Origin of the sequence: Nocardia sp. FBN12, from assembly GCF_050320175.1 — a bacterium.
GTDB lineage: Bacteria > Actinomycetota > Actinomycetes > Mycobacteriales > Mycobacteriaceae > Nocardia.
Genome location: NZ_CP190048.1, coordinates 4,142,505 through 4,164,620 on the forward strand (window position 1 = coordinate 4,142,505; position 22,116 = coordinate 4,164,620).

A 22,116-nucleotide genomic window follows, 5' to 3' on the forward strand; every position below is an offset into this window, starting at 1 on the left:
CGCCATGTCAGCTCGCCACGCCGTTACCAACCTGCATGGTCAACACACCTAGGGAGGGACGGCCACGAAGTGGCCGGTCGCGGCCGGGTCGCCGGTTAGGCGCCGTTGCGTAGGCGACGAAGGAGCAAGCAACGGCGCCTAACCGGCGGCCCCTCGGGGCCGCGACTCGAGCGCGCCAGCGCTCCAACAAACACAGCCAGCGCCTCCAGGACTACTCAAACCCCCGGAGTTCTGCCACAACCCCTCTCACACCGTGGCCGACACCGACTCAGCAACCTCAGCCCGGTTCAACCGCTGCGAGATCACCTGAGTGATGCCATCGCCGCGCATACTCACACCGTAAAGCGCGTCGGCGATCTCCATAGTCGGCTTCTGGTGCGTGATCACGATCAACTGACTCTTCTCACGCAACTGCTCGAACAACCCGATCAGCCGACGCAGGTTCGTGTCGTCCAAAGCCGCCTCGACCTCGTCCATCACGTAAAACGGGGACGGCCGAGCGCGGAAGATGGCAACCAGCAAAGCCACTGCCGTGAGCGACTTCTCACCACCGGAGAGCAGGGAGAGACGCTTGACCTTCTTGCCGGGCGGCCGGGCCTCGACCTCGATACCGGTGGTGAGCATGTCCGACGGGTCGGTGAGCACCAGCCTGCCCTCACCGCCCGGGAACAGTTTCCCGAACACCCCGACGAATTCGCGTTCCACATCGGCGTAGGCCTCGGTGAACACCTGAAGGATCCGAGCGTCGACTTCGGCGACCACATCGAGGAGGTCCTTGCGCGCGTTCTTGACGTCCTCGAGCTGGGTGGCGAGGAAGGTGTAGCGCTCCTCGAGTGCCGCGAACTCTTCCAGCGCAAGAGGATTCACCTTGCCGAGGGTGGTGAGGTCCTTCTCGGCGCGTTTGGCGCGACGCTCCTGAGTGGGCCGGTCGTAGGGCATCGGCTGCGGTGCGCTCACCTGCTCGCCGCGCTCCTTGGCCTCCTCGTACTCGTGCATCTCCAGCGCCGACGGCGGCAACGGCACGTCGGGTCCGTATTCGGAGACGAGGTCGGCCAGCGCGATGCCGAACTGTTCGGAGATGGTCGTCTCCAGCTGTTCGATGCGCAGTGCCGCTTGGGCTTTGGCGACTTCGTCGCGGTGCACGGCATCGGTGAGCTGGGCCAGCTGGGTGTTCAGCGCACGCGCGCGTTCCTTCACCTGTTCGAGCGCGGCCGCGCATTCCCCACGGCGACGGACCAATTCGTCACGCCGTGCCGCGGCGGTGGTCACCACCTGCTCGAGTTCCTGCTTGATCTTGGTACCGGACTCGGCGACCGCCGCGGCCACCGCGGCCGCCTGGCGCCGAGCGGCCTGCGCACGCTCCGCGCGAGCCCTGGCCTCCCGCTCACCACGAGCAGCCCGGCGCAGCGAATCCGCTTTGCCACGAACAGATTCCGCGCGTTCCTCCGAGGTGCGCACCGACAGCCGCGCCTCGACCTCCATGGTCCGGGCTTCGGCGAGCGCGGCGGCGGCTTCCTCACGCGCGTAGCCCGCGGTCTCGGTGCTCGCGGCACCGAAACTGTCATCGCTGCCGTCGTGTTCGAACTCGGCGTGGCGCAGCCGGTCTTCGAGTTCGGCGAGGGAAGCGAGTGACTTCTCCCGTGCCGCTTCGGCTTCCGTACGCTGAGTGGCCAGCCGCTCGCCTTCGGTCTGCGCCGCACGCGCACTCTGCCCGACACGCGCGAGCCGGTCGTAGATCGCCAGCAGTGCCTGATCGGATTCGTGCAGCGCCATCAACGCGTGATCGGCGGCGTCCCTGCGGTCGGTCTGTTCGGCCAGCGCGCCTGCCAGCGCCGCTTCCAGCTCCTCGGCTCGACGTTGCGCGGCGGCCAACTCGGCGGTGGCAGCGTCGATGTCGGCCTGGACCTCGAGCTGGCTCGGCATCCGTTCCGAGCCGCCGACGACCCAGCCGGCACCGGCCAGATCACCGTCACGGGTGACCACCCGCAGTTCCGGGCGCCGGGTGACGAGTTCGCCCGCGCTCGCCAGATCATCGACAACCACGACGCCTGCCGTGAGGGCAGCCAGCGCGGGCCGCACCTGAGCGTCGCCGTCGAGCACGTCCGCGAGCCACTGCGCACCGGCGGGCAACGACCCGCGCTCGCTCGCTACCGTGCCCTCGGTCGCGAAGACGAACGCCACCCGTCCCCCGTCGCCACTACGCAGTTCGCGCACCGCGGCACCAGCGGTGGTCGCCGTGTCGGCGGTAATGGCGTCGGCGAGCGGACCGAGCAGCGCGGCCACGGCGGCCTCGAATCCCGGCTGCACGCGCAACAACCCGGACAACCGCCCACCGACCCCGCTCACCCCGTGCTCGAGCAGCCAGGCCGCGCCGTCCTTACGGGCCAGGTTCATGCCGAGCGCTTCGATGCGGGCGCCGAGTCCGGCGACCAGTTTGCTCGCCTCACGGTCCAGCTCGCGCAGTTCCCGCACGCGCTCGTCGGCGAGTTCCTTGGCGGCGACGGCGTGTTCGTGCTGGGCGTCGAGACCCTTCTCCCCCGCGTCGAGTTCGCCGAGTTCGTCCTGCACGGCGTCGTATTCGACCTGCGCGGCCTCGCCACGGTGCCGGGCGTCGGCGATGGCCACGGACAGCCGCGCGATCTCGGCGTCCACCGACTGCGCGCGGGTGCGCAGATTGTCGACCTGGCCGGACAGCCGGGCCAATCCCTCACGGCGGTCCGCGATCGCGCGTACGGCCGCCAGGTGTGCCTGCTCGGCGGCCTTGGCGGCATGTTCACGGTCGGCGAGGGCTTCGCGGGCCGCTTCGAGCGTTTCGGTGGCCATCTCGACCGCGTACCGCAGTTCGGCCTCTTCGGCCTCGATCCGGTCGGCCTCGGCCTCTAGCTGCTCCGGGTCGCGGCCGGTGCCGACCGGCGCCTCGGTGTGCAGGTGCCTGGCCCGGTCACTGGCGATGCGGATGGTGGCGTTCACCCGTTCGGTCAGCGCCGAGAGCTGGAACCAGGTCTGGGCGGCGGCCTCGGCGCTGGGGCTCAGCCGCGACAGCTGGAACTCCTGCTGCGCGAGCGCGGCATTAGCGGCGTCGAGTTCGGTCTGCACGTTGATCTGCTGCTCGCGGGCGTAGGCCTCTTTGCTGAGCTGGGATTCCAGCTCGCCACGGCGGGTGACCAGGTCGTCGGCGGCCAGCCGCAGCCGGGCATCGCGCAGGTCGGCCTGCACGGTCTGCGCGCGGCGGGCGACCTCGGCCTGGCGGCTGAGCGGCTTGAGCTGGCGGCGCAGTTCGGTGGTGAGGTCGGTGAGCCGGGCGAGGTTGGCCTGCATCGCGTCGAGCTTGCGGACCGCCTTCTCCTTGCGCCTGCGGTGCTTGAGCACGCCCGCGGCCTCTTCGACGAACGCGCGCCGATCCTCCGGCCGCGATTCCAGGATCGCCGACAACCTGCCCTGACCCACGATCACGTGCATCTCGCGCCCGATACCGGAGTCCGACAGCAGTTCCTGCACATCCATCAGCCGGCACGTACTGCCGTTGATCTCGTACTCGCCCGCGCCGTCGCGGAACATCCGCCGGGTGATCGACACCTCGGCGTAGTCGATGGGCAGCGCGCCGTCGGAGTTGTCGATGGTCAGCGTGACTTCGGCGCGCCCGAGTGGAGCCCGCCCGATCGTGCCCGCGAAGATGACGTCCTGCATCTTCCCGCCCCGCAACGCCTTGGCACCCTGCTCGCCCATCACCCACGACAGTGCGTCGACGACATTGGATTTGCCGGACCCGTTCGGCCCGACGACGCAGGTGATGCCCGGTTCGAAGCGCAAAGTGGTCGCGGACGCGAAGGACTTGAACCCCTTCAACGTCAGACTCTTCAAATGCACTACCGAGGACCCTTCCTACGCGCGAGCAACCATGCTAGCTCCCCCGCCTCCCCGTGACTCGGGCCAGACCTGGGCGCGTGGGCTTACCGCAGGCGAGCGGCGGTCATCTCGATAGCCGAGTCTGCCCGCACCCGGCGAGTTACCGATGTTCTTACTTCGGCATGTCGGCCAAAGTACCGGCAATTCATGGTTGGTGCGGATCGATGGGCTTCGCGTGTGGGTCGAGGTGCTTCATCTGCTTCTGCAGCTGACGGAGATGGGTCTGGGTGCCGGGGGTCGCTTCCCAGCCGGTGATCACGCGGAAGACCAGGACCGCGCCCCACGGGCCGATCACCCACATCGGCCAGAAGTAGGTGAGTTCGCCGGCCGTCAGCGAGATCAGACCCCAGATGACCAGCACGATCACGCTGACACCCAGCCAGGAGCCCGCCTCGATGCGCTGCCAGACCGGGAAGCGCGTCCCGGGCTTGCGTTCGACCGGCGCGGCCTGCTGCTGTTTCGTCAGCGCGGGCAGGTCGGACAGGACGACGGCGAGTTCGTCGCGTGTGGTTGTCGCGTAGACCTTGGCCACACGCAGGTCGTATTCGCCCAGGTCGAGTCTGCCGTCGGCCAGATGCGTGCCCAGCTGGGCGACGATCGCGTTGCGTTCGGCGTCGGACGCGCGCGTACCCGGGGTGATATCCATGCCGACGTCCTCTCGGTCACATCCACGATGGAGTGCTGAATTCCAGCGTCCACCCTCCACAGTGCGATGTCAACCGTTCACGCTCGCTCAGAGGATGGCGAAGGCCACCACGAGACCCAGCGCGAAGTGCGCGGCAGCGACGACGAGGACCTCGGGGGTGTAGGTCTTGGCGTGCAGTGTGCGGCCGATGTCGATGCCGGTGACCTTCTCGATCACCCGTACCGAGATCACCTGGGCGATGATGCCGACCAGGCCGTACACGATGGCCGCGATCAGCCCTTCGGACAGCTTGCCGCTGCCGCCGGTGGCCAGCACCGCGAACACGACGATGAGCGCCATGCTGATCATCCCGGCCGCCGAGACGATGATCGCGTTCGGCATGCCGGCGACCACCAGGTCGCGCAGCTTGCCGGGCGTGGTCAGGTCGATGGCGTAGAAGCCGATCAACATGAGGACGAGGCCGATCAGGCAGTACAGGATGATGGCGCCGACGCCTTCACCGAGCGCACTCCAATAACCCGATTCCAGGGCGAGGGCGGTCATCGTGGTCCTTTCGAACAATGTTGTGAGGTCAGAGTTGTCAGTCGACGATGCGGTGCGGCACGAACGCGGCGCCGTCATCGGTGATCAGGCCGGCGGTCTCGCGAATGCCGAGCCCCGCCGCGGTGTCACCCACGACCCAGGCGCCGAGCACCGGGCGCATCCCGTCGAATTCCGGTAGCGGGTCGAGCAATTGGTAGACGAAACCCTCGGCGCCGTAGACGCCGCCGGTCGCGGTCTCCATGCCGGGGCCGACGATGGTCATGTTGGCACCTTCGCGGCCGAGCTTGGGCTTGCGAATGTATTCGGTGAGCTCGTGCGGGTTGTCGAGATAGGCGGGCAACAGGTTCGGATGGCCGGGATACATCTCCCACAGGACCGCCAGGATCGCCTTGTTGCTCAGCAGCGTGGTCCACAGCGGTTCGACCCACGCGGTGGCGGGCAGGCTGCCGACGACGCGCTTGCCGAAGTCGTCGTCGAGGATCCACTCCCACGGATACAGCTTGAAGATCGCCTCGATCGGCGCCTCGGCCAGATCCACGAACCGGTTCAGCTCGGTGTCGAAACCGACTTCCTCGATCGGCAGCGCGACCGTGTCGAAACCGGCTTCGGCCGCCGTCTCCTGCATGTACGCGGTGGTGACGTTGTCCTCGCCGGTCGCATCGGCACCCGACCAGGTGAAGTGCAGTTCGGTGCCGGGCAGCACGCCGCGCAGTTCGGTCCAGCGCTCCACCAGTTTCTCGTGCAGCGAATTCCATTGGTCGCCACCGGGATACATCTGCTGCAGCCAGTGCCACTGGATGATCGCGGCCTCCAGCAGGGAGGTGGGAGTGTCGGCGTTGTACTCCAGCAGCTTGGCCGGGCGGCGCGCGTCGTAGCGCAGGTCGAAGCGGCCGTACACGTAAGGGTCACTGCGACGCCATGATTCGGCGATCGGGCCCCACGTCCATTCCGGCAGACCGAAATCGGCGAAGCGCTCGGTGAGTACCACGTGTTCGGCGGCGTGCAGGCACATCGACTGCAGCAGTTCCACATCGGCTTCCAGCGCGAGGATCTCGTCCATCGAGAACTCGTAGTGCACCGACTCGTCCCAGTACGGCCGCGGCTGTCCGCTGGCGTCGCGCCCCGGCGCGCCGTAGACCAGCCCCTGCTTCTCGACGATCTGCTGCCAGTCCGCGCGTGGCGTGCTCTTGTTACGCCGCATCTACGATCCGCTCCCGCCGGTCGACTTGCTGCCGAGGCCGCCGCGCTGCACCGTGGTGCCGCTCTTGGTCTTGATCTCGGCGTTGCGCGGTTTCACCGAGGTGCCGCCGGTGGGTGGCTTGCCGATCGTCGGTGTGCCGCCGTAGTGGTAGCGGTACTGCGGCCAGCCCAGAATCAGCAGTCCGCCGCCGTGGCCACCGCTGGAACCGTCGCTGCGGAAATTGGTCTTGCCGTCGCCGCAGTTCTCGTCGGGGACAACGACTTCCTGTCCGTTCTCGTCGATCTGCACGCACGAGGCCGTCACCTGGTCGGGTGCGGTGATCGCGCGGTAGGCGAGATAGCCGCCACCGACGAGCGCGGCGACACCGACAATGGCGACGCCGCCGATCATCACGCGTTTGCGGTTGCGCCGCTTCTCTTCCGCCGCGGCCGCCGCCGCACGCTCGGCTTCCTCGGCTTGCCTGCGCGCCTTGTCCCTGGCGCGGGCCTCACCGACGGTCGGGGGACGCGGCTGCGTGACACCGGGTTCCTGCCGCGACATCCGGCCGGACTGTGGCCTGCCCGGTTGCGGCTGGCCGGGTTGCGGCTGGCCGGGTTGCGGCTGGCCGGGTTGCGGCTGGCCGGGTTGCGGCTGGCCCGGTTGCGGCTGGCCCGGTTGCGGCTGGCCACCCGCACCGAAAACCGGCTCGGACGGTGTCGAACCCGTGCCCGGGTCCGGCGTCACACCGGCATTCGGGTCGAACGGCTCCGAACCCGCGTTCGGCGGCGTCCAGCCCGCGCCGGCGTCGGGCGGGGTCCACGGCGATCTCTCGGGTTCGCCGTTCGAGGGTTGTTCCGGTCGATCGGGCGGACCAGGGTTCTGTGTGCTCACCGCTGCCGCCCCCTAGCCCCCGCAGTCACCACTAGCGCTCCTCGAATCCCGTCATGTCGCCCCGCGCGGGCTCCCAGCTTTCCACAACCAGGTCTACCCGCCCGGGCGCACGCCCAGACAAACTGTGTGTCGCGTGCCCGATGGCTTGCGAACTATCGAGCGCTTCGCCGGACCGTAGCAGTTCCAGCAATTTCTCGCCCGCCGTTCGTGGCCCTTCGGCGACGACGTGGACGCGACCGTCGCTGTGGTTGCGCGCGTAGCCGACCAGGCCGAGTTCCAGTGCGCGCGACCGCGTCCACCACCGAAACCCCACGCCCTGGACATACCCGTGCACCCACGCGCTCAGCCGAACCGGCTCGTCGCTCATGGCTCCATCTCGCTGACGCTCGGCTCCGTCATCACCGCCGGGTCGGCGGTGCCCACCGATCGCTCGCTCATGCGTCGATGTCGAAGGTCAACGTCACCTTGGTGCCCGCTTTGAGCGTGCGGCCCACGGTGCAGACCTTGTCGACGGCGCGCTGCACGGTGACCAGTAGTCGCTCGCGGGCGGCCTCGTCGAGTTCGGACAGGTCGAGTTCGAGGACCTCGTCGAGCTGCGGGTAGAGCTCGTTCTCGCGGTCGGCGTCGCCGGAGACGCGGATGGTGGCGTCGAACTCGTCGCCGAGGCGGCGCGACAAGGGCAGATCCGAGCTCAGCCCGGTGCACCCCGCGAGCGCGATCTTCAGCAGTTCACCCGGGGTGAAGGCGCCCGGCACGCCCTGGGAGGCGATCAACACCTCGGCGCCGCGGTTGCTGCGCCCGGTGTATGCCCGGGTTCCGGTGCGCTCGACCCACAGTTCGGTGGGGGCGTTGGTCACGGGTGCGGTCTGCTCAGCCATGCCTTGATCCTGCCATTCGCTCGAGGACGATCCACGCCTGGGAACGTCCACGCCACACCCGGCATTCCGGTCGGGTGACCGGGCGCACGCTCATTCCTGGAAGCGGTAACCCATCCCCGCCTCGGTGAGCAGATGACGCGGATTGGCCGGGTCGTCCTCGAGCTTGCGGCGCAACTGCGCGAGGTAGACGCGCAGATAGTGGGTCTCGGTCGCGTACGCGGGCCCCCACACCTCGCGCAGTAATTCCTTGCGCCCCACCAGCTTTCCGCGATTGCGCACCAGCATCTCGAGCATCCCCCACTCGGTCGGGGTGAGGTGGACAGGCGCACCCTTCTTGGTGACCTTCTTGGCGACGAGGTCCACGGTGAACGAGTCGGTGACCACCACCGGTTCGACGGCGTCGGTCGCGCTGGCCCCGCGCCGAACCGCCGCCCGCAGCCGCGCGAGCAACTCGTCCATCCCGAACGGCTTGGTGACATAGTCGTCGGCACCGGCGTCGAGTGCCTCGACCTTGTCGGCCGAATCGGTCCGCGCCGACAGCACGATCACCGGCGCCGAGGTCCACCCACGCAGTCCGGCCAGCACGTCGATGCCGTCCAGATCCGGCAAGCCCAGATCGAGAATGACGACGTCGGGATGCCGTTCGGCGGCAGCACGCAAAGCCGCGGCACCATTGCCCGCGGTGATCACCTCGTATCCGCGCACGGACAAGTTGATCCGCAGCGCACGCACGATCTGCGGCTCGTCATCGACCACCAACACCTTGATCAGTGGATGCGTTTCCCCGCCTCCGCGCGTATTCGAGCCGGACTCGTGCGCGTCGTCACGCGACGTCGGCGACCGACGGTCGAGCGCGTCGCCCGTCCCCGATGAGTTACCCATGTGCTCACTTTCCTCGGGGGTCGACGTGTGCCGCTGCCGCGGGTGTGCCGGACGGTAGGTCGACCAGCATGGTCAGGCCGCCGCCCGGGGTCGGCTCGGCGTGGACGGTGCCGCCCATCGCTTCGACGAAGCCGCGGACCACCGAAAGGCCGAGGCCGACGCCGGTGGTGTTGTCGCGGTCGCCGAGGCGTTGGAAGGGTTCGAAGAGTTGCTCTTCGGTGCCGGAGGGGACGCCGGTTCCGACATCGACGACGGCGATCGACACCCGGTCGCCGTCGTGTTCGGCGGTCACCCGCACGGGCGACTCGCGACCGGAGTGGCGCAGAGCGTTGTCGATCAGGTTGGCCAGTACGCGTTCGAGCAGGCCACTGTCGGCGAGCACGGAAACCTCACCGACCTCGACCTTCACCCGGTCCATCGCGGCTCGGCGCAGGCCGCGGGTGCCCATACCGACGCTCACCAGCGCGCGGTGCACCGCCTCGTCCATGTACACCTGCCGCAGCTGCGGGGTGACGACCCCGACTGCCAGCCGCGAGGAGTCGAGCAGATTGCCCACCAGCGCGGTCAGCTGGTCGACGGATTCCTCGATCGCTTCGAGCAGTTCGCCGGTGTCCTCCGCCGAGAATTCGATGTCGTCGCTGCGCAGGCTCGACACCGCCGCTTTCGCGCCTGCCAGCGGTGTGCGCAGATCGTGGCTGACCGCCGACAGCAGCGCGCGGCGCAGCCGATCGGCTTCGAGCAGTGCCGCCGCCGCACTGGCTTCCTCGGCCAACCGGGCTTGGCGCACCAACCCGACCGCCTGATTGGCGACCGCATTGAGTACCGGCCGGTCGGTGGAGTCGATCGACCGCCCGGCCAGCAGCAGATGGCTCTGCGCGTCACCCGCTTCGATGACGGTCTCGGCGTCCGACGGCCGGCTCGGTGGCTCACTGCCGACCGCGGCCACGATCTGGTCCCCGCACTGCACGCTCACCGCGCGCTGCCCGTAGGTTTCGCGGACCTGCTCGAGCAGATTGGGCAGGTCGGCGCCGTGCAGCACGGATCCGGCGAACATCGTCAGCAGCTCCGCTTCACGAGATGCCTTGCGCGCCTGCAGTGTTCGCTTGGCCGCGACATCCACCAGTGCCGCCACGGCCACCGCCACGATGAGCAGCACGACCACAGTGACGAAGTTGTCCGGTTCGGCGATGGTGAAGCTGTAGCGCGGATCGGTGAAGTACCAGTTCAGCAGCAGCCCGGACAGCAACGCCGACAAACCGGCGGGGACGACACCACCGAACAGCGCGACCGCGACGACACCGACGAAGAACATGGCGCTGAGCCCGCCGAGCTGCAACCACCGGTCGAGGAACACCCCGCAGATCACGCTGACCAGCACCGGGACGATGATCGCCGCCGGCCACGCGCTCACCGGTCGCCGCGGACGCAGCCAATGCCTGCGCACCCCACGATTGGCTTCCTCGTGGGTCACCATGTGCACGTCGATCTTGCCCGAGCGCTGCACGACGGTGGAGCCGATGCCCTCGTCGAGCATTCGCGCCCAGCGCGAGCGCCGCGAGGTGCCTAGCACCAATTGGGTCGCGTTGACCTCACGCGCGAAATCGAGCAGTGCGGTGGGCACATCGTCGCCGGTCACGGTGTGCAGTGAGGCGTCGAGACCGGCGGCCAGATCACGCAGCTTGGCCATCCGCTCGGTCGATACCCCGACCAGCCCGTCACCGCGCACCACATGCAACACGACCAGATCGGCACTGGACTTCGACGCGATCCGCCCGGCCCGGCGCACCACCGTCTCCGACTCGGGACCGCCGGTGACCGCGACGACGACCCGTTCGCGCGCCTCCCACAACTCGGTGATCTTGTGGTCGGCCCGGTACCTGGCCAGCGCCGCGTCGACCTGATCGGCCAGCCACAGCAGCGCGAGTTCACGCAGCGCGGTGAGGTTGCCGGGGCGAAAGTAGTTGCGCAGTGCCGCGTCGACCTTGTCGGCGGCGTAGACGTTGCCGTGGGAGAGCCTGCGCCGCAACGCTTCCGGTGTCAGGTCGACCAGTTCCACCTGATCGGCGCCGCGCACCACCGCGTCGGGCACGGTCTCGCGCTGTTCGACGCCGGTGATCTGCTGGACCACATCGTTGAGGCTTTCGAGGTGTTGCACGTTCACCGTGGAGATCACGTCGATGCCCGCGGTCAAAAGTTGCTCCACGTCCTGCCAGCGCTTCTCGTGCACGCTGCCCGGTGCGTTGGTATGCGCGAGTTCGTCGACCAGCACCACCGCGGGCTTGCGCGCGAGCACCGCGTCGACATCGAGTTCGGGCAGCTCGGTCCCTCGATAGGAGACCATCGTCGGCGGAATCCGCTCGATGCCGTCCAGGAGTTCGGCGGTCTTCTTACGCCCGTGCGTCTCCACGACAGCCGCGACCACATCGCGGCCGCGTTCGGACCGCCGATGCGCTTCGCCGAGCATGGCGTAGGTCTTGCCCACGCCGGGCGCCGCACCGAGGTAGATGCGCAGTTGTCCGCGTTTCACCGTTCCATCATCGCGTGTCGGCGCGCCGGAGCCGGCGGGCGCACCGGCAACACCGCGACGGTCACCATCGGTGCGTGCGAGGAGTTCAGCCGACCGAGCACCCGGATCAAGAGCAGTGCTCCGACAAAACCGAAGATCACCGCAAGGGTCACTACCGACACCGCGATCTCACTTTCCGTGCGCGAGGGAATCCGACGGCGCCCTTCGCCGACCGGTGCCCACTTTCTACCGCCCGAACGGGAGCGTGATCTCGATCTTTACGGTGTGTTGACAGCTATCGCGCCTGCTTTGACGGCATCAACACACCCGTCGCGTCAACATTCCGCAAAGGCCGGGCCCCGAGGCGCTAAGGAGTCGTAAGGAAGCCACGCCGAGCCGCGATCCGGCGTTTCACTCACCTAGGCGCTCCACCTCGGAGCCCAAGGAGGTTGGAAATGTCTGTCGTGGTGTTCACGGTGCTCACCGTGGCGATCTTCGCGCTGCTGGGCTTGATCCAGCGAGGGGTGGAGAAGCTGTGATCGCGAACCTTGCCGGTCTCGTCCTGGCCGCATCCGTCGCCGTCTTCATGGTCGCGGCGCTGCTCTTCCCCGAGAGGTTCTAGGTGAACACGACAACCGCGGGGATCGCCTTCGTGGCGGCCCTGGTCATCACGCTGGCCCTGGTGCACGTGCCGCTCGGCGACTACATGTTCCGGGTGTACAACGGCGACAAGCACTCTCGGGTCGAACGACTGATCTACCGCGCCATCGGCGCCAAGCCCGAGGTCGAGCAGACCTGGCCGATCTACGCCCGCAGTGTGCTGGCGTTCTCCGCGGTAGGCCTGCTTTTCCTGTTCTTCTTCCAGCTGGTCCAAGGCGCGCTGCCGCTGCACCTGAACGATCCGGGCACCGAGATGACCCCGGCGCTGGCGTGGAATACCGCGGTCAGCTTCGTCACCAACACCAACTGGCAGAACTACTCCGGCGAATCCACCCAGGGACACCTGGTGCAGATGGCCGGGCTGGCGGTGCAGAACTTCGTCTCCGCGGCCGTCGGCATGGCGGTGGCGGTGGCGCTGGTGCGCGGTTTCGCCCGCCGCCACACCGGTGAGCTGGGCAACTTCTGGGTCGACCTGGTGCGCGGCACGCTGCGCATCCTGCTGCCGATCGCGTTCGTCTTCGCGATCGTCCTGGTGGCGGGTGGCGTGATCCAGAACTTCCACCTGCACGACCAGGTCGCGCAGACCGTCGGCGGCGCGCAGCAGACCCTGACCGGTGGACCGGTCGCGAGCCAGGAGGTGATCAAGGAGCTGGGCACCAACGGTGGCGGCTTCTACAACGCCAACTCCTCGCACCCGTTCGAAAACGCGTCGACCTGGACGAACTTCCTGGAGATCTTCCTGCTCCTGGTGATCTCGTTCTCGCTGCCGCGCACCTTCGGCCGGATGGTCGGCAGCACCAAGCAGGGGTACGCGATCGTCGCGGTGATGGGCACCATCGCCCTGACCAGCATCGCGCTGACCAACTTCTTCCAGCTACAGCACCACGGCACGGTGCCGACCGCGATCGGCGCGTCGATGGAAGGCGTGGAAACCCGGTTCGGCGTGGCGGATTCGGCCACCTTCGCCGGTGCCACAACCCTCACCTCGACCGGTGCGGTGAACTCGTTCCACGATTCCTACACCAGCCTCGGCGGCATGATGACGATGTTCAACATGCAGCTGGGCGAGGTGGCACCCGGCGGTGTCGGCTCCGGTCTCTACGGCATGCTGATCCTGGCCGTGATCACGGTGTTCGTGGCCGGTCTGATGGTCGGCCGCACCCCCGAGTACCTCGGCAAGAAGATCACCCCGCGCGAGATCAAGCTGGCCGCTTCGTATTTCCTGGTGAGCCCGCTGATCGTGCTGGTCGGCACGTCCGTCGCGATGGCGCTGCCCGGCCAACGGGCGAGCATGCTCAACTCCGGCCCGCACGGACTCTCGGAAGTGCTGTACGCCTTCACATCCGCGGCCAACAACAACGGTTCCGCCTTCGCCGGTCTCACCGGCAACACCGAGTGGTTCAACACCGCGCTCGGCCTGGCGATGGTGTTCGGGCGATTCCTGCCGATCATCTTCGTGCTGGCCCTGGCCGGCTCGCTGGCCGCGCAGGGCACCACTCCCGCGTCGATCGGCACGCTGCCGACGCACCGGCCGCAGTTCGTCGGCATGGTCGTCGGCGTGACGGTGATCCTGGTCGCGCTCACCTTCCTGCCCGCTCTCGCGCTCGGGCCGCTCGCCGAAGGAATTCACTGACATGACAAGTTCCACACTCGAATCCGCACCGCGGACCAAGGGCGTGCGCAAGGGCGTTCTCGACCCGAAGCTGCTGCTCACCGCACTTCCCGACGCGGTCCGCAAGCTCGACCCCCGCACCCTGTGGCGCAACCCCGTCATGCTGATCGTGGAGATCGGCGCGGCGTGGTCGACGATCCTGGCGATCGGCGACCCGAGCTTCTTCGCCTGGGCGATCGTCGTCTGGCTGTGGCTCACGGTTATCTTCGCGAACCTGGCCGAGGCCGTCGCCGAAGGCCGTGGCAAGGCGCAGGCGGAGAGTCTGCGAAAAGCCAAGACCGACACCGTCGCTCGCCGGCTGGCCGACTGGACGCCCGGTGGCCGCGTCGTCGAAGAGCGCGTCGCCGCACCGGAACTGCGTCGCGGTGATGTCGTCGTCGTGGAGGCCGGTCAGATCATCCCCGGCGACGGCGATGTCGTCGAAGGCATCGCCTCCGTGGATGAATCGGCCATCACCGGTGAATCCGCGCCGGTGATCCGCGAATCCGGCGGCGACCGTTCGGCGGTGACCGGCGGCACCACCGTGCTCTCGGACCGGATCGTCGTCAAGATCACCCAGGAGCCGGGCGCCAGCTTCATCGACAAGATGATCGCCCTGGTCGAGGGCGCGAGCAGGCAGAAGACGCCCAACGAGATCGCGCTCAACATCCTCCTCGCCGCACTCACGATCATCTTCGTGTTCGCGGTGACGACCCTGCAGCCACTGGCGATCTTCGCCAAGTCGAACAACCCCGGCGTGCCGGACACTTCGGCGCTGGACGCGCACGGCATCACCGGCATCGTGATGGTCTCGCTACTGGTCTGCCTCATCCCGACCACCATCGGCGCACTGCTCTCGGCCATCGGGATCGCCGGCATGGACCGTCTCGTGCAGCGCAATGTCTTGGCCATGTCCGGTCGCGCGGTGGAGGCCGCGGGCGATGTGAACACGCTGCTGCTCGACAAGACCGGCACCATCACCCTCGGCAACCGGCAGGCCGCCGAATTCATCCCTGTTCCGGGGGTCCTCGACGACGAACTGGCCGACGCGGCGCAACTGTCCAGCCTCGCCGACGAGACCCCGGAGGGCCGCTCGATCGTCGTGTTCGCCAAGGAGGTGTTCAACAAGCGCGAACGCAGCGCGGGGGAACTGCCTGGCGCGACGTGGGTGGAGTTCACCGCACAGACCCGCATGTCGGGTGTCGACCTCGCCGACGGGCACCAGCTGCGCAAGGGGGCAGCCGGTGCCGTCACCGAATGGGTTCGCGCCCAGGGCGGTTCGGTGCCGAGCGAAGCGGCGGCGATCGTCGACGGCATCTCCGCCTCCGGCGGCACGCCGCTGATGGTCGGTGAACTCCGTGACGGAACACCACGCCTGCTCGGTGTCATCCATCTCAAAGATGTGGTGAAGCAGGGCATGCGGGAGCGTTTCGACGAAATGCGGCGCATGGGCATCCGCACGGTGATGATCACCGGCGACAACCCGTTGACCGCCAAGGCGATCGCCGACGAGGCGGGCGTGGACGACTTCCTCGCCGAAGCCACTCCCGAGGACAAGCTCGCGCTGATCAAGTCCGAACAGGACGGCGGCCGCCTGGTCGCGATGACCGGCGACGGCACCAACGATGCCCCGGCTCTGGCCCAGGCCGATGTCGGTGTCGCGATGAACACCGGCACCTCGGCCGCCAAAGAGGCGGGCAACATGGTCGATCTGGACTCCGATCCGACCAAGTTGATCGAGATCGTGGAGATCGGCAAGCAATTGCTGATCACCCGTGGCGCGCTCACCACGTTCTCCATCGCCAACGACATCGCCAAGTACTTCGCGATCATTCCCGCGCTGTTCGTGGCGCTGTTCCCCGGGTTGGACGCACTGAACATCATGCGGCTGGCCAGTCCGCAGTCGGCGATCCTGTCCGCGGTCATCTTCAACGCGATCATCATCGTGGCGCTCATTCCACTCGCCTTGCGCGGTGTGAACTATCGAGCGACCAACGCGTCGAAACTGTTGAGCCGCAACCTGACCATCTACGGCCTCGGCGGCATCATCGCGCCGTTCGCCGGCATCAAACTCATCGACCTGCTCGTCCAACTTCTCCCCGGGATGGCCTGAAATGCGCTTGTCGACCTGGATCCGGCAGCACCTGGCCGCGCTACGCGCCCTGCTCGTGCTGACCGCTATCACCGGAATCGTCTATCCCCTGACCGTTTTCGCGATCGCCCAACTGCCGGGACTCAACGAGAACGCGGAAGGCTCGCTCATCGAGCGGGACGGAAAGCTGGTGGGCTCCAGCCTGATCGGGCAGTCGTTCACCGACGCCGACGGCACCGCCATGGCGCAGTACTTCCAGAGCAGGCCATCGGCCGCGGGCGACGGCTACGACCCGCTGTCCACCGCGGCGAGCAATCTCGGCCCGGAGGACATCGTCGACACCGCCGACCGCACCAGCCTGCTCACCACCGTCTGCGCACGCTCGAAGGAGGTCGGCGACCGTGAGGGGGTCGACGGCGCCCGGCAGTTCTGCACGAAAGACGGTGTGGGCGCAGTGCTCTCGGTGATCGGACCGCGTGCTGCCGATGGTGATGTGGCGCAGCCGGTGCAGGTGGTCAGCGTCAACGAGCTCTGCCCCGCGCGGCCGTTCCTGACCACGTTCCGCGGCGTCGCGGTGGAGTGCGCGCAGGAGGGCGCGGACTACTCCGTCGGCCGGATCATCCCGATCCTCGGTGACGCATCGGCCGAGGCCGCCGTCCCCGCCGACGCGGTCACCGCGAGCGGCAGCGGACTCGACCCGCACATCTCCCCCGAATACGCGACCATCCAGGTCGAACGGGTGGCGAAGGCGCGCGGCGTCACCGCCGCGCAGGTACGGGAGCTGGTTGCCGCGCACACCGACGGACGCACACTCGGATTCCTGGGTGAGCCTCGGGTGAATGTCGTCGAACTCAACCTCGACCTCGACGCCCGCTACCCGTTCAAGGGCTGAGACAACCACAAGCGGGGCCGGAACCACACTGGTTCCGGCCCCGCTCGGGTGCATTCAGTCCCCGACCCGCTGCGCTAATCCTCGTCTGTGATCAGAGCCCAACCCTCCGGCAAGCCCGTCACGGTCACAGCGGAGCCGCAAACCTCGAGATCCACCGTCACCCCTTCGCCGAGCCGGAACTCCGACATCCGCACACACCCCCAGGCCGGGGGCACCTGCGGCCGCAGCGTCAGCGTCTTGGCGGGCACATCGGGATCGAGCCCGAGGAACGACCGAACCAGTAGCAACGGCGCCGCACTCGCCCACGCCTGCGGCGAACACGACGTCGGATACGGCACGGGCGCGGCGAATCTCGCCCGCGGGAACCCACAGAACAACTCGGGCAGCCTGCCGTCGAACGCGGCCGCCGCGTCGAGCAAACCACCCGACAGTTTCGTAGCGAGTTCCACCGCACCCGGCACATGCTGGTACCGCATCAATCCGGCGACCGCGATCGCCGTGTCATGCGGCCAGATCGACCCACTGTGGTAACTCATCGGGTTGTAGGCACCCATATCCGAAGCGAGTGTCCGTAGCCCGAAGCCCGAATCCATCTCCGCGCGAGACAGGTTCCGGATCAGCACCTCGGCATGCTCGTCGGTCGCGATCCCCGACCACAGGCAGTGCGCCGCATTGCTGGTCAGCGCGTCGACCTGGCGCTTGCGGCCGTCCAACGCCACCGCGTACCACCCGTAATGGGGTAGCCAGAACTGTTCGGCGAACTTGGTGCGCAATTCGTCGGCTCGCTCCCGCATCCGCACGGCCAGCTCGGGATCGTCGAATTCGTCGGCCAGTTCCGCGCGGGCCAGGAACGCCGCGTACACGTACCCCTGCACCTCGGCCAGTGCGATCGGGGCTTCGGCGATATGTCCCGCGGCGTCGTTGATTCCGTCGAAACTGTCCTTCCAGCCCTGGTTGATCAGGCCGCGATCGGTGGCGCGCACGTACTCGACGAAACCGTCGTCGTCGCGGTCACCGAAATCGGTGATCCAGCTGATCGCGGCGTCGGCCGCGGGGAGCAGGGTGGCGATCGACGCCGGATCCGCGCCCCACCGTAGACATTCCGCGAGCAGCATCACGAAAAGTGGTGTGGCGTCCACGGTTCCGTAGTAGATCTGGCCGCCGAGCACCTGCCCGACCGACGGGCCGCGCCGCATCTCGTGCATGATCCGGCCCGGCTCCTCCTCGACGAGCGGGTCGATGGTCTGGCCCTGCAACTCGGCGAGCTGCTGCAGAGTGCCCAGTGCCAGATCGGTTTCCAGCGGCAGCGACATCCACGCCGTGAGCAGCGAGTCGCGGCCGAACAGCGTCATGAACCACGGTGCGCCCGCCGCCACGAAGGGCCGGTTGGTGCCCGAGTCGGTGTGGATCTGCAACGCACCGAGATCACTTTCGCTGCGCCGCAGGATCTGGTTGAGCAGCCCCGAGTCGGCGGAGATGTCGGTGGCGGTGGCCCGCCACGCCGCGATCTTGCGCACGGGCTCGCTCGCCCGGTAGCGCTCACCGGGCGTGCCCGCGGTCTGCGGGCGTTGCGCGGCGCCCGCGGGTTGCGCGGTGATCTCGGTCTGCCAGCGCCCGCCCGCCGGGACGACGACCCGCCAGATCATGGTGCCGGGCAGCACCATCGGCTCGACCGTCGAGGTGAGCGCGAGCCCACGGGACAGATCGGCGCGGTCGTGCAGCAGCAGTTCACCGTCGGTGGTCGTCATCTCCGCGCGGCGCCCGTGCGTGCGACCTTCCTTCACCGCGAACAGGTCGACGAAATCGGCGTCGACGTGCAGTTCCAGCACCACCGCCGTCGCCTCGCGACTCATGTTCTCGAGCGTGATCAGCTCGTGCATGCCTTCGGCGACGAGCCGATCACGCACCACGAGCAGGGTGCTGTCCGCCCGGCCCTGCTGCGGCGGTCTGCGCAGCACGAACCGTGCCGCGAAGGCCTCCGGGCTCAGTACCGACAGCGCCTCGGGCCGTTTGCCGTCGATCATCAGCTCCCAGCGCGAAATCACCCTGGCGTCACGGAAGAACAGGCCCTGCGGCTTGCCCGGCTCGATATCGCCGAGCCGGTCGGACAGGCAGAACGTGCCGCCTTCGACAAGAGTGATGTTGCCACCGCCACCGAGCCCCGCGGGTTCCCCCGCGTTGAGGGGGCTCGGCGCCGAGGCGCTGTCGCTACTCATGCGCGCCCGTTGGCGACCGCCCCGACGGGCATCGACATCGCGTAGGCGGAGTCGTACCCGATCGTGGTGCGCGCGAGCAGTTCCCGGTACACCTGTTCGTAACCGCGGCCGAGGGTGTCGGCGCCGAAGTTGTCGACCACGTGTTTGCGGCAGACTGCCGGATCGTAGGTCTGCACTTCGGCGATGGCGGCGGGCAGTTCGGCCGGATCCTCACAGATCCGTCCCGTGACCCCGTCGACCACCACTTCGCTCACCGCACCGCCGCGCAACGCGACCACCGGCGTTCCGCAGATCATCGCCTCGATCATCACCATGCCGAACGGCTCCTCCCATCGAATGGGGAACAGCAGACACTTTGCTTCGGAGAGCAGTTTACGCTTGGCGGTGGCGTCGGCGAGACCGAACATCTGATCCTGGTCGGTCATCCGTGGCCGCACGAACTCTTCGAAGTAGGCCTTCTCCGGCGGCTCACTGCACTTGCCCGCCAGGATCAGCGGCATGCCGGCGGCGTGGGCGGCATCGAGCGCCAGATGTGGGCCCTTGTCGTGGCTGAAACGGCCGAGAAACAGCGCGTAGTCCTGCTTCTCGGTCTGGTACGGCCACTGATCGGGACGCAGCGCGTTGTGCACCCGGCCCGCCCACTGCAGGTCGGGCGCCAGCGCACGCTGACGGTCGCTGATCGCGACGAGCGAGCATTCCTCGCCCAGTTCCTTGTAATAGCGGTAGCAATCGTCCTGCACCGGACCGTGCACGGTGACCACCGTCGGCAATCCGAGATTGGCGTAGGCGGGCGCGTTCAGCGGGCCCGCGAAGGTGTGGTCGTGGACCAGATCGATGCCTTCGGTGTCGGCCAGCCGCTCGATGGCGCGGCGCACCCGCAGCGCGTGCACGATCTCCGGGAACGGGTCACCCAGCCGTTCGGGCTGGATCCGGTCCCACAGCGGGACGAAATTCGCCTCGGTGCCGTCGATCCCCGCACCGAACAGGGTGACGTGATGGCCACGCTCACACAGTGAGTCGACCAGATCGGCGACTACGGCCTCGACGCCGCCGTAGGCCTTGGGTGGAACATCGAAATACGGTGGAACGACCATGGCGATCCGCAGTGGACCACCGTGGTGATTGATCGGATAGAGATCGGACGCGGACAAACCGACCGGCGACATTGCCGACGTGTCTGTACTCATGACCTTCCTTCCAGGGACGCAACCTCGCAACACTTGCGCGAACAAGAGGTGGCCGCCTCGGCGGAGGTGGAGACGAGAGCTTCACCGCCGTCCATGGGGCATGGTTGGCCTGGCCAGACGCAGAGCGCACCGTTTCGGGTGCCCGCCTGAACAGAGGGGCCGTCAAAGAACGTACCCCGCTACCGCAGAGTAAACCAGCGTGTTGCTGGAAAAGTTCGATATCGATTCCCTACCGGGGCAGGAGATTACGCCGTCAGAGGCGCTCTACACCGTATAGATTTCAAGATCTATCAAGGTCAGCACCGGATTTATCCCGCACCCGAAGATGGCGAGCCTGGCCTTACCGAACGTTTGCCGTTCATGAAAAGGAGAATCCAGCGAATCACCGGCGATCGGCTACGGCGTGCAGTCTCTCGGCGTCGCCAGTTCCACACACGCGGCGGCGCCGAACTCCTCGATGACAAGTTTGCCGCGCCCGTGAATGAGGTACTCGATGAAGTTCGCGGCCAGCGATTCCGCCGGAATCCTGCCATCGGGGTGGTCGGTCAGTGCGTATTCGACCGACCAGAACGGATAGGTGTGCGCGAGCATGTTCTCCTTGGTGGCGGCCACGCCACTCAACATGATCGCCTTGACATCCCCGGTAACCGCCGCGGTCTCCACATAACCGATGGCGCCGGGGATCTCGGCGACGGCGCCGAGCATCGCCGTGGTCGAATCGGCGCGGCAATGCCTGCGCTCGGGCGGCCTGCCGAGGCACGAAGTGGTGGCGTCGGACTCGCGGGTCGCGATGCCGAGCCGCCAGTTGATCGCGTTCATGGTTCCCGACCCGGGTTGACGATCGACCAGCGTCACCGGAAGGTCGGGACCGCCGACCTGCTGCCAGTTCTTCACCCGCCCCGCGTACAAGTCCTGAACCTGCCGCACTGTCAGGCTTTCCAGGTTCAGATCGCGATGCAGGATCACCGAATAGACAGCCGCGGCGATCGCACGTTCGGTCAGCGTTCGATAGCTGTCGAGCTTGGGGCCTTCACCGATCGAGACCATATTCGGCGCGGGCGCGGACTCGACCATCTTGTCGTGGCCTTGCGTGGTTCCGTGGAAGTCGAAGGAGAACTTCGCCTCGGTACACCTCGCCCCGTATGTTTGCGCGGCACGCTGGATCATCGGCGCCATAGCGGTGGAGCCGACCAGCGTGAGTTCGCCTGCGGCACAGTCACTCGGCGGCGGGTCCGGCTGCAGGGCGAGGACACCCTGTACCGCGATCAGCGCGACCAGGAACCCCGACAGCGCCATCAGCTTCTTCGACGGGCCACCATGGCTGGTGGTCAGCACAACTTTGCCCCGCTTGACACCCCCGACCAGCACCGGCTGCTTGGGCTCGCCGTCGCCGTGCACCCGTTTCAGCACCGCGAGAATCTTGTAATGCTGGCGCCGTTCGAGCTGCACCTTCGGTAGATCGATCACACCCGCGAAGCGCTCACCCTCCCCTTTGGTACGTTTGCCGATGCCCGACCCGGGGCCGAGGTTGTCAGCGGGTGGGCCGTCCAGCTCGGTCACCGCCAGGCCGATGACCTCACGGCCGGGAAACTCGACATGCAATCCGACGAGGGGATCGGCTCCCCGCATCGTGTAGTCGTCGGGGTCGATAGCGAGCGTTCCGCTGTTCTCGACGCGCATCAGCACCACCGACAGCTTCGACAGATCCAGCGCTTCCCCGCCGGCTTCCGGGGTGCTCAGGTTGTTCAGAGCGCCGACCAGCGAAGCGGTGTCGGTCTCGCCCGTCACCGGGGTATCCATCTGGAAGCGGTACCCGAGCCGGCGCCGCCCGACCAGGACGAATTCACGCACGAACGCCGCCGACGCGACCACGAGGCCGGTCGCCGACAGAATCAGCTCCAAAGGAATATCCATCGCTCCCCCACTCGAACCACATGATCAATTGACAAGCGAGTTGATATGTACCAGGCGGAATTCCGCCTATCG

The 22,116-nt window shown here is 67.5% G+C and carries 17 protein-coding genes; 4 read left to right on the plus strand and 13 right to left on the minus strand.

Annotated elements, in window-relative coordinates; translation table 11 throughout:
- Positions 1–246 precede the first annotated feature (246 nt).
- From smc to ACQHI0_RS19800, 10 genes are all read right to left on the minus strand, one after another.
- Complete coding sequence (gene smc, locus ACQHI0_RS19755) at positions 247–3,867, minus strand: chromosome segregation protein SMC (RefSeq protein WP_427903338.1); 3,621 nt, start codon at positions 3,865–3,867, stop codon at positions 247–249.
- Between the two features lie 184 nt (positions 3,868–4,051).
- Complete coding sequence (locus tag ACQHI0_RS19760; protein WP_427903339.1) at positions 4,052–4,552, minus strand: DUF1707 SHOCT-like domain-containing protein; 501 nt, start codon at positions 4,550–4,552, stop codon at positions 4,052–4,054.
- A gap of 87 nt (positions 4,553–4,639) precedes the next feature.
- Positions 4,640–5,095 (minus strand): DUF350 domain-containing protein, encoded by a 456-nt coding sequence (locus tag ACQHI0_RS19765; RefSeq protein ID WP_427903340.1) that lies wholly within the window; start codon positions 5,093–5,095, stop codon positions 4,640–4,642.
- Positions 5,096–5,132: 37 nt separating this feature from the next.
- On the minus strand, positions 5,133–6,296 hold the full coding sequence (locus ACQHI0_RS19770) for a glutathionylspermidine synthase family protein (protein WP_427903341.1): 1,164 nt from the start codon (positions 6,294–6,296) through the stop codon (positions 5,133–5,135).
- Positions 6,297–7,166 carry a hypothetical protein gene (locus tag ACQHI0_RS19775; protein WP_427903342.1) on the minus strand — a complete coding sequence of 290 codons (870 nt, stop codon included), beginning with the start codon at positions 7,164–7,166 and terminating at the stop codon, positions 6,297–6,299. It abuts the gene before it with no gap.
- A 31-nt stretch (positions 7,167–7,197) separates the two neighbouring features.
- Positions 7,198–7,533 carry an acylphosphatase gene (locus tag ACQHI0_RS19780; RefSeq protein WP_427903343.1) on the minus strand — a complete coding sequence of 112 codons (336 nt, stop codon included), beginning with the start codon at positions 7,531–7,533 and terminating at the stop codon, positions 7,198–7,200.
- A gap of 67 nt (positions 7,534–7,600) precedes the next feature.
- Complete coding sequence (locus ACQHI0_RS19785) at positions 7,601–8,044, minus strand: OsmC family protein (RefSeq protein ID WP_062986925.1); 444 nt, start codon at positions 8,042–8,044, stop codon at positions 7,601–7,603.
- Between the two features lie 90 nt (positions 8,045–8,134).
- A complete protein-coding gene (locus ACQHI0_RS19790) occupies positions 8,135–8,815 on the minus strand; it encodes a response regulator (protein ID WP_427909230.1) in 681 nt (226 codons plus the stop codon).
- Positions 8,816–8,930: 115 nt separating this feature from the next.
- Entirely contained in the window at positions 8,931–11,453 is a 2,523-nt protein-coding gene (locus ACQHI0_RS19795) for an ATP-binding protein (RefSeq protein WP_427903344.1), read from the minus strand.
- Positions 11,450–11,614: a hypothetical protein gene (locus ACQHI0_RS19800; protein ID WP_427903345.1), complete on the minus strand. Its 165-nt coding sequence runs from the start codon at positions 11,612–11,614 to the stop codon at positions 11,450–11,452. The genes ACQHI0_RS19795 and ACQHI0_RS19800 overlap by 4 nt, the downstream gene beginning before the upstream one ends.
- A 273-nt stretch (positions 11,615–11,887) precedes the next feature.
- Between ACQHI0_RS19800 and ACQHI0_RS19805 the strand changes: the two genes are divergently transcribed.
- From ACQHI0_RS19805 to ACQHI0_RS19820, 4 genes are all read left to right on the plus strand, one after another.
- Complete coding sequence (locus ACQHI0_RS19805) at positions 11,888–11,971, plus strand: potassium-transporting ATPase (RefSeq protein ID WP_067449012.1); 84 nt, start codon at positions 11,888–11,890, stop codon at positions 11,969–11,971.
- Positions 11,972–12,054: 83 nt separating this feature from the next.
- Complete coding sequence (gene kdpA / locus ACQHI0_RS19810) at positions 12,055–13,725, plus strand: potassium-transporting ATPase subunit KdpA (protein WP_427903346.1); 1,671 nt, start codon at positions 12,055–12,057, stop codon at positions 13,723–13,725.
- A 1-nt stretch (position 13,726) separates the two neighbouring features.
- Positions 13,727–15,856, plus strand: coding sequence for a potassium-transporting ATPase subunit KdpB (gene kdpB / locus ACQHI0_RS19815; protein ID WP_427903347.1), 2,130 nt, complete (start codon positions 13,727–13,729; stop codon positions 15,854–15,856).
- A 1-nt stretch (position 15,857) separates the two neighbouring features.
- Positions 15,858–16,727 (plus strand): potassium-transporting ATPase subunit C, encoded by an 870-nt coding sequence (locus tag ACQHI0_RS19820; RefSeq protein WP_427903348.1) that lies wholly within the window; start codon positions 15,858–15,860, stop codon positions 16,725–16,727.
- A gap of 74 nt (positions 16,728–16,801) precedes the next feature.
- Here the strand turns inward: ACQHI0_RS19820 and ACQHI0_RS19825 are convergent, their stop codons facing one another.
- The 3 genes from ACQHI0_RS19825 to ACQHI0_RS19835 all read right to left on the minus strand — a co-directional run bounded on the left by ACQHI0_RS19825 (position 16,802) and on the right by ACQHI0_RS19835 (position 22,044).
- A complete protein-coding gene (locus ACQHI0_RS19825) occupies positions 16,802–18,943 on the minus strand; it encodes a glycogen debranching N-terminal domain-containing protein (RefSeq protein WP_427903349.1) in 2,142 nt (713 codons plus the stop codon).
- Entirely contained in the window at positions 18,940–20,109 is a 1,170-nt protein-coding gene (locus ACQHI0_RS19830; protein ID WP_427909231.1) for a glycosyltransferase family 4 protein, read from the minus strand. The genes ACQHI0_RS19825 and ACQHI0_RS19830 overlap by 4 nt, the downstream gene beginning before the upstream one ends.
- Positions 20,110–20,526: 417 nt before the next feature.
- Complete coding sequence (locus tag ACQHI0_RS19835) at positions 20,527–22,044, minus strand: substrate-binding domain-containing protein (RefSeq protein ID WP_427903350.1); 1,518 nt, start codon at positions 22,042–22,044, stop codon at positions 20,527–20,529.
- Between the last annotated feature and the right edge of the window lie 72 nt (positions 22,045–22,116).

Bases quoted from the DNA above. Each gene is read 5' to 3' on its own strand.
- ACQHI0_RS19785 (WP_062986925.1), bottom strand. From the start codon at position 8,044: ATGGCTGAGCAGACCGCACCCGTGACCAACGCCCCCACCGAACTGTGG.
- ACQHI0_RS19780 (WP_427903343.1), bottom strand. From the start codon at position 7,533: ATGAGCGACGAGCCGGTTCGGCTGAGCGCGTGGGTGCACGGGTATGTC.
- ACQHI0_RS19835 (WP_427903350.1), bottom strand. From the start codon at position 22,044: ATGGATATTCCTTTGGAGCTGATTCTGTCGGCGACCGGCCTCGTGGTC.
- ACQHI0_RS19830 (WP_427909231.1), bottom strand. From the start codon at position 20,109: ATGTCGCCGGTCGGTTTGTCCGCGTCCGATCTCTATCCGATCAATCAC.
- ACQHI0_RS19765 (WP_427903340.1), bottom strand. From the start codon at position 5,095: ATGACCGCCCTCGCCCTGGAATCGGGTTATTGGAGTGCGCTCGGTGAA.
- ACQHI0_RS19805 (WP_067449012.1), top strand. From the start codon at position 11,888: ATGTCTGTCGTGGTGTTCACGGTGCTCACCGTGGCGATCTTCGCGCTG.
- kdpB (WP_427903347.1), top strand. From the start codon at position 13,727: ATGACAAGTTCCACACTCGAATCCGCACCGCGGACCAAGGGCGTGCGC.
- ACQHI0_RS19820 (WP_427903348.1), top strand. From the start codon at position 15,858: ATGCGCTTGTCGACCTGGATCCGGCAGCACCTGGCCGCGCTACGCGCC.
- ACQHI0_RS19825 (WP_427903349.1), bottom strand. From the start codon at position 18,943: ATGAGTAGCGACAGCGCCTCGGCGCCGAGCCCCCTCAACGCGGGGGAA.
- ACQHI0_RS19770 (WP_427903341.1), bottom strand. From the start codon at position 6,296: ATGCGGCGTAACAAGAGCACGCCACGCGCGGACTGGCAGCAGATCGTC.
- ACQHI0_RS19760 (WP_427903339.1), bottom strand. From the start codon at position 4,552: ATGGATATCACCCCGGGTACGCGCGCGTCCGACGCCGAACGCAACGCG.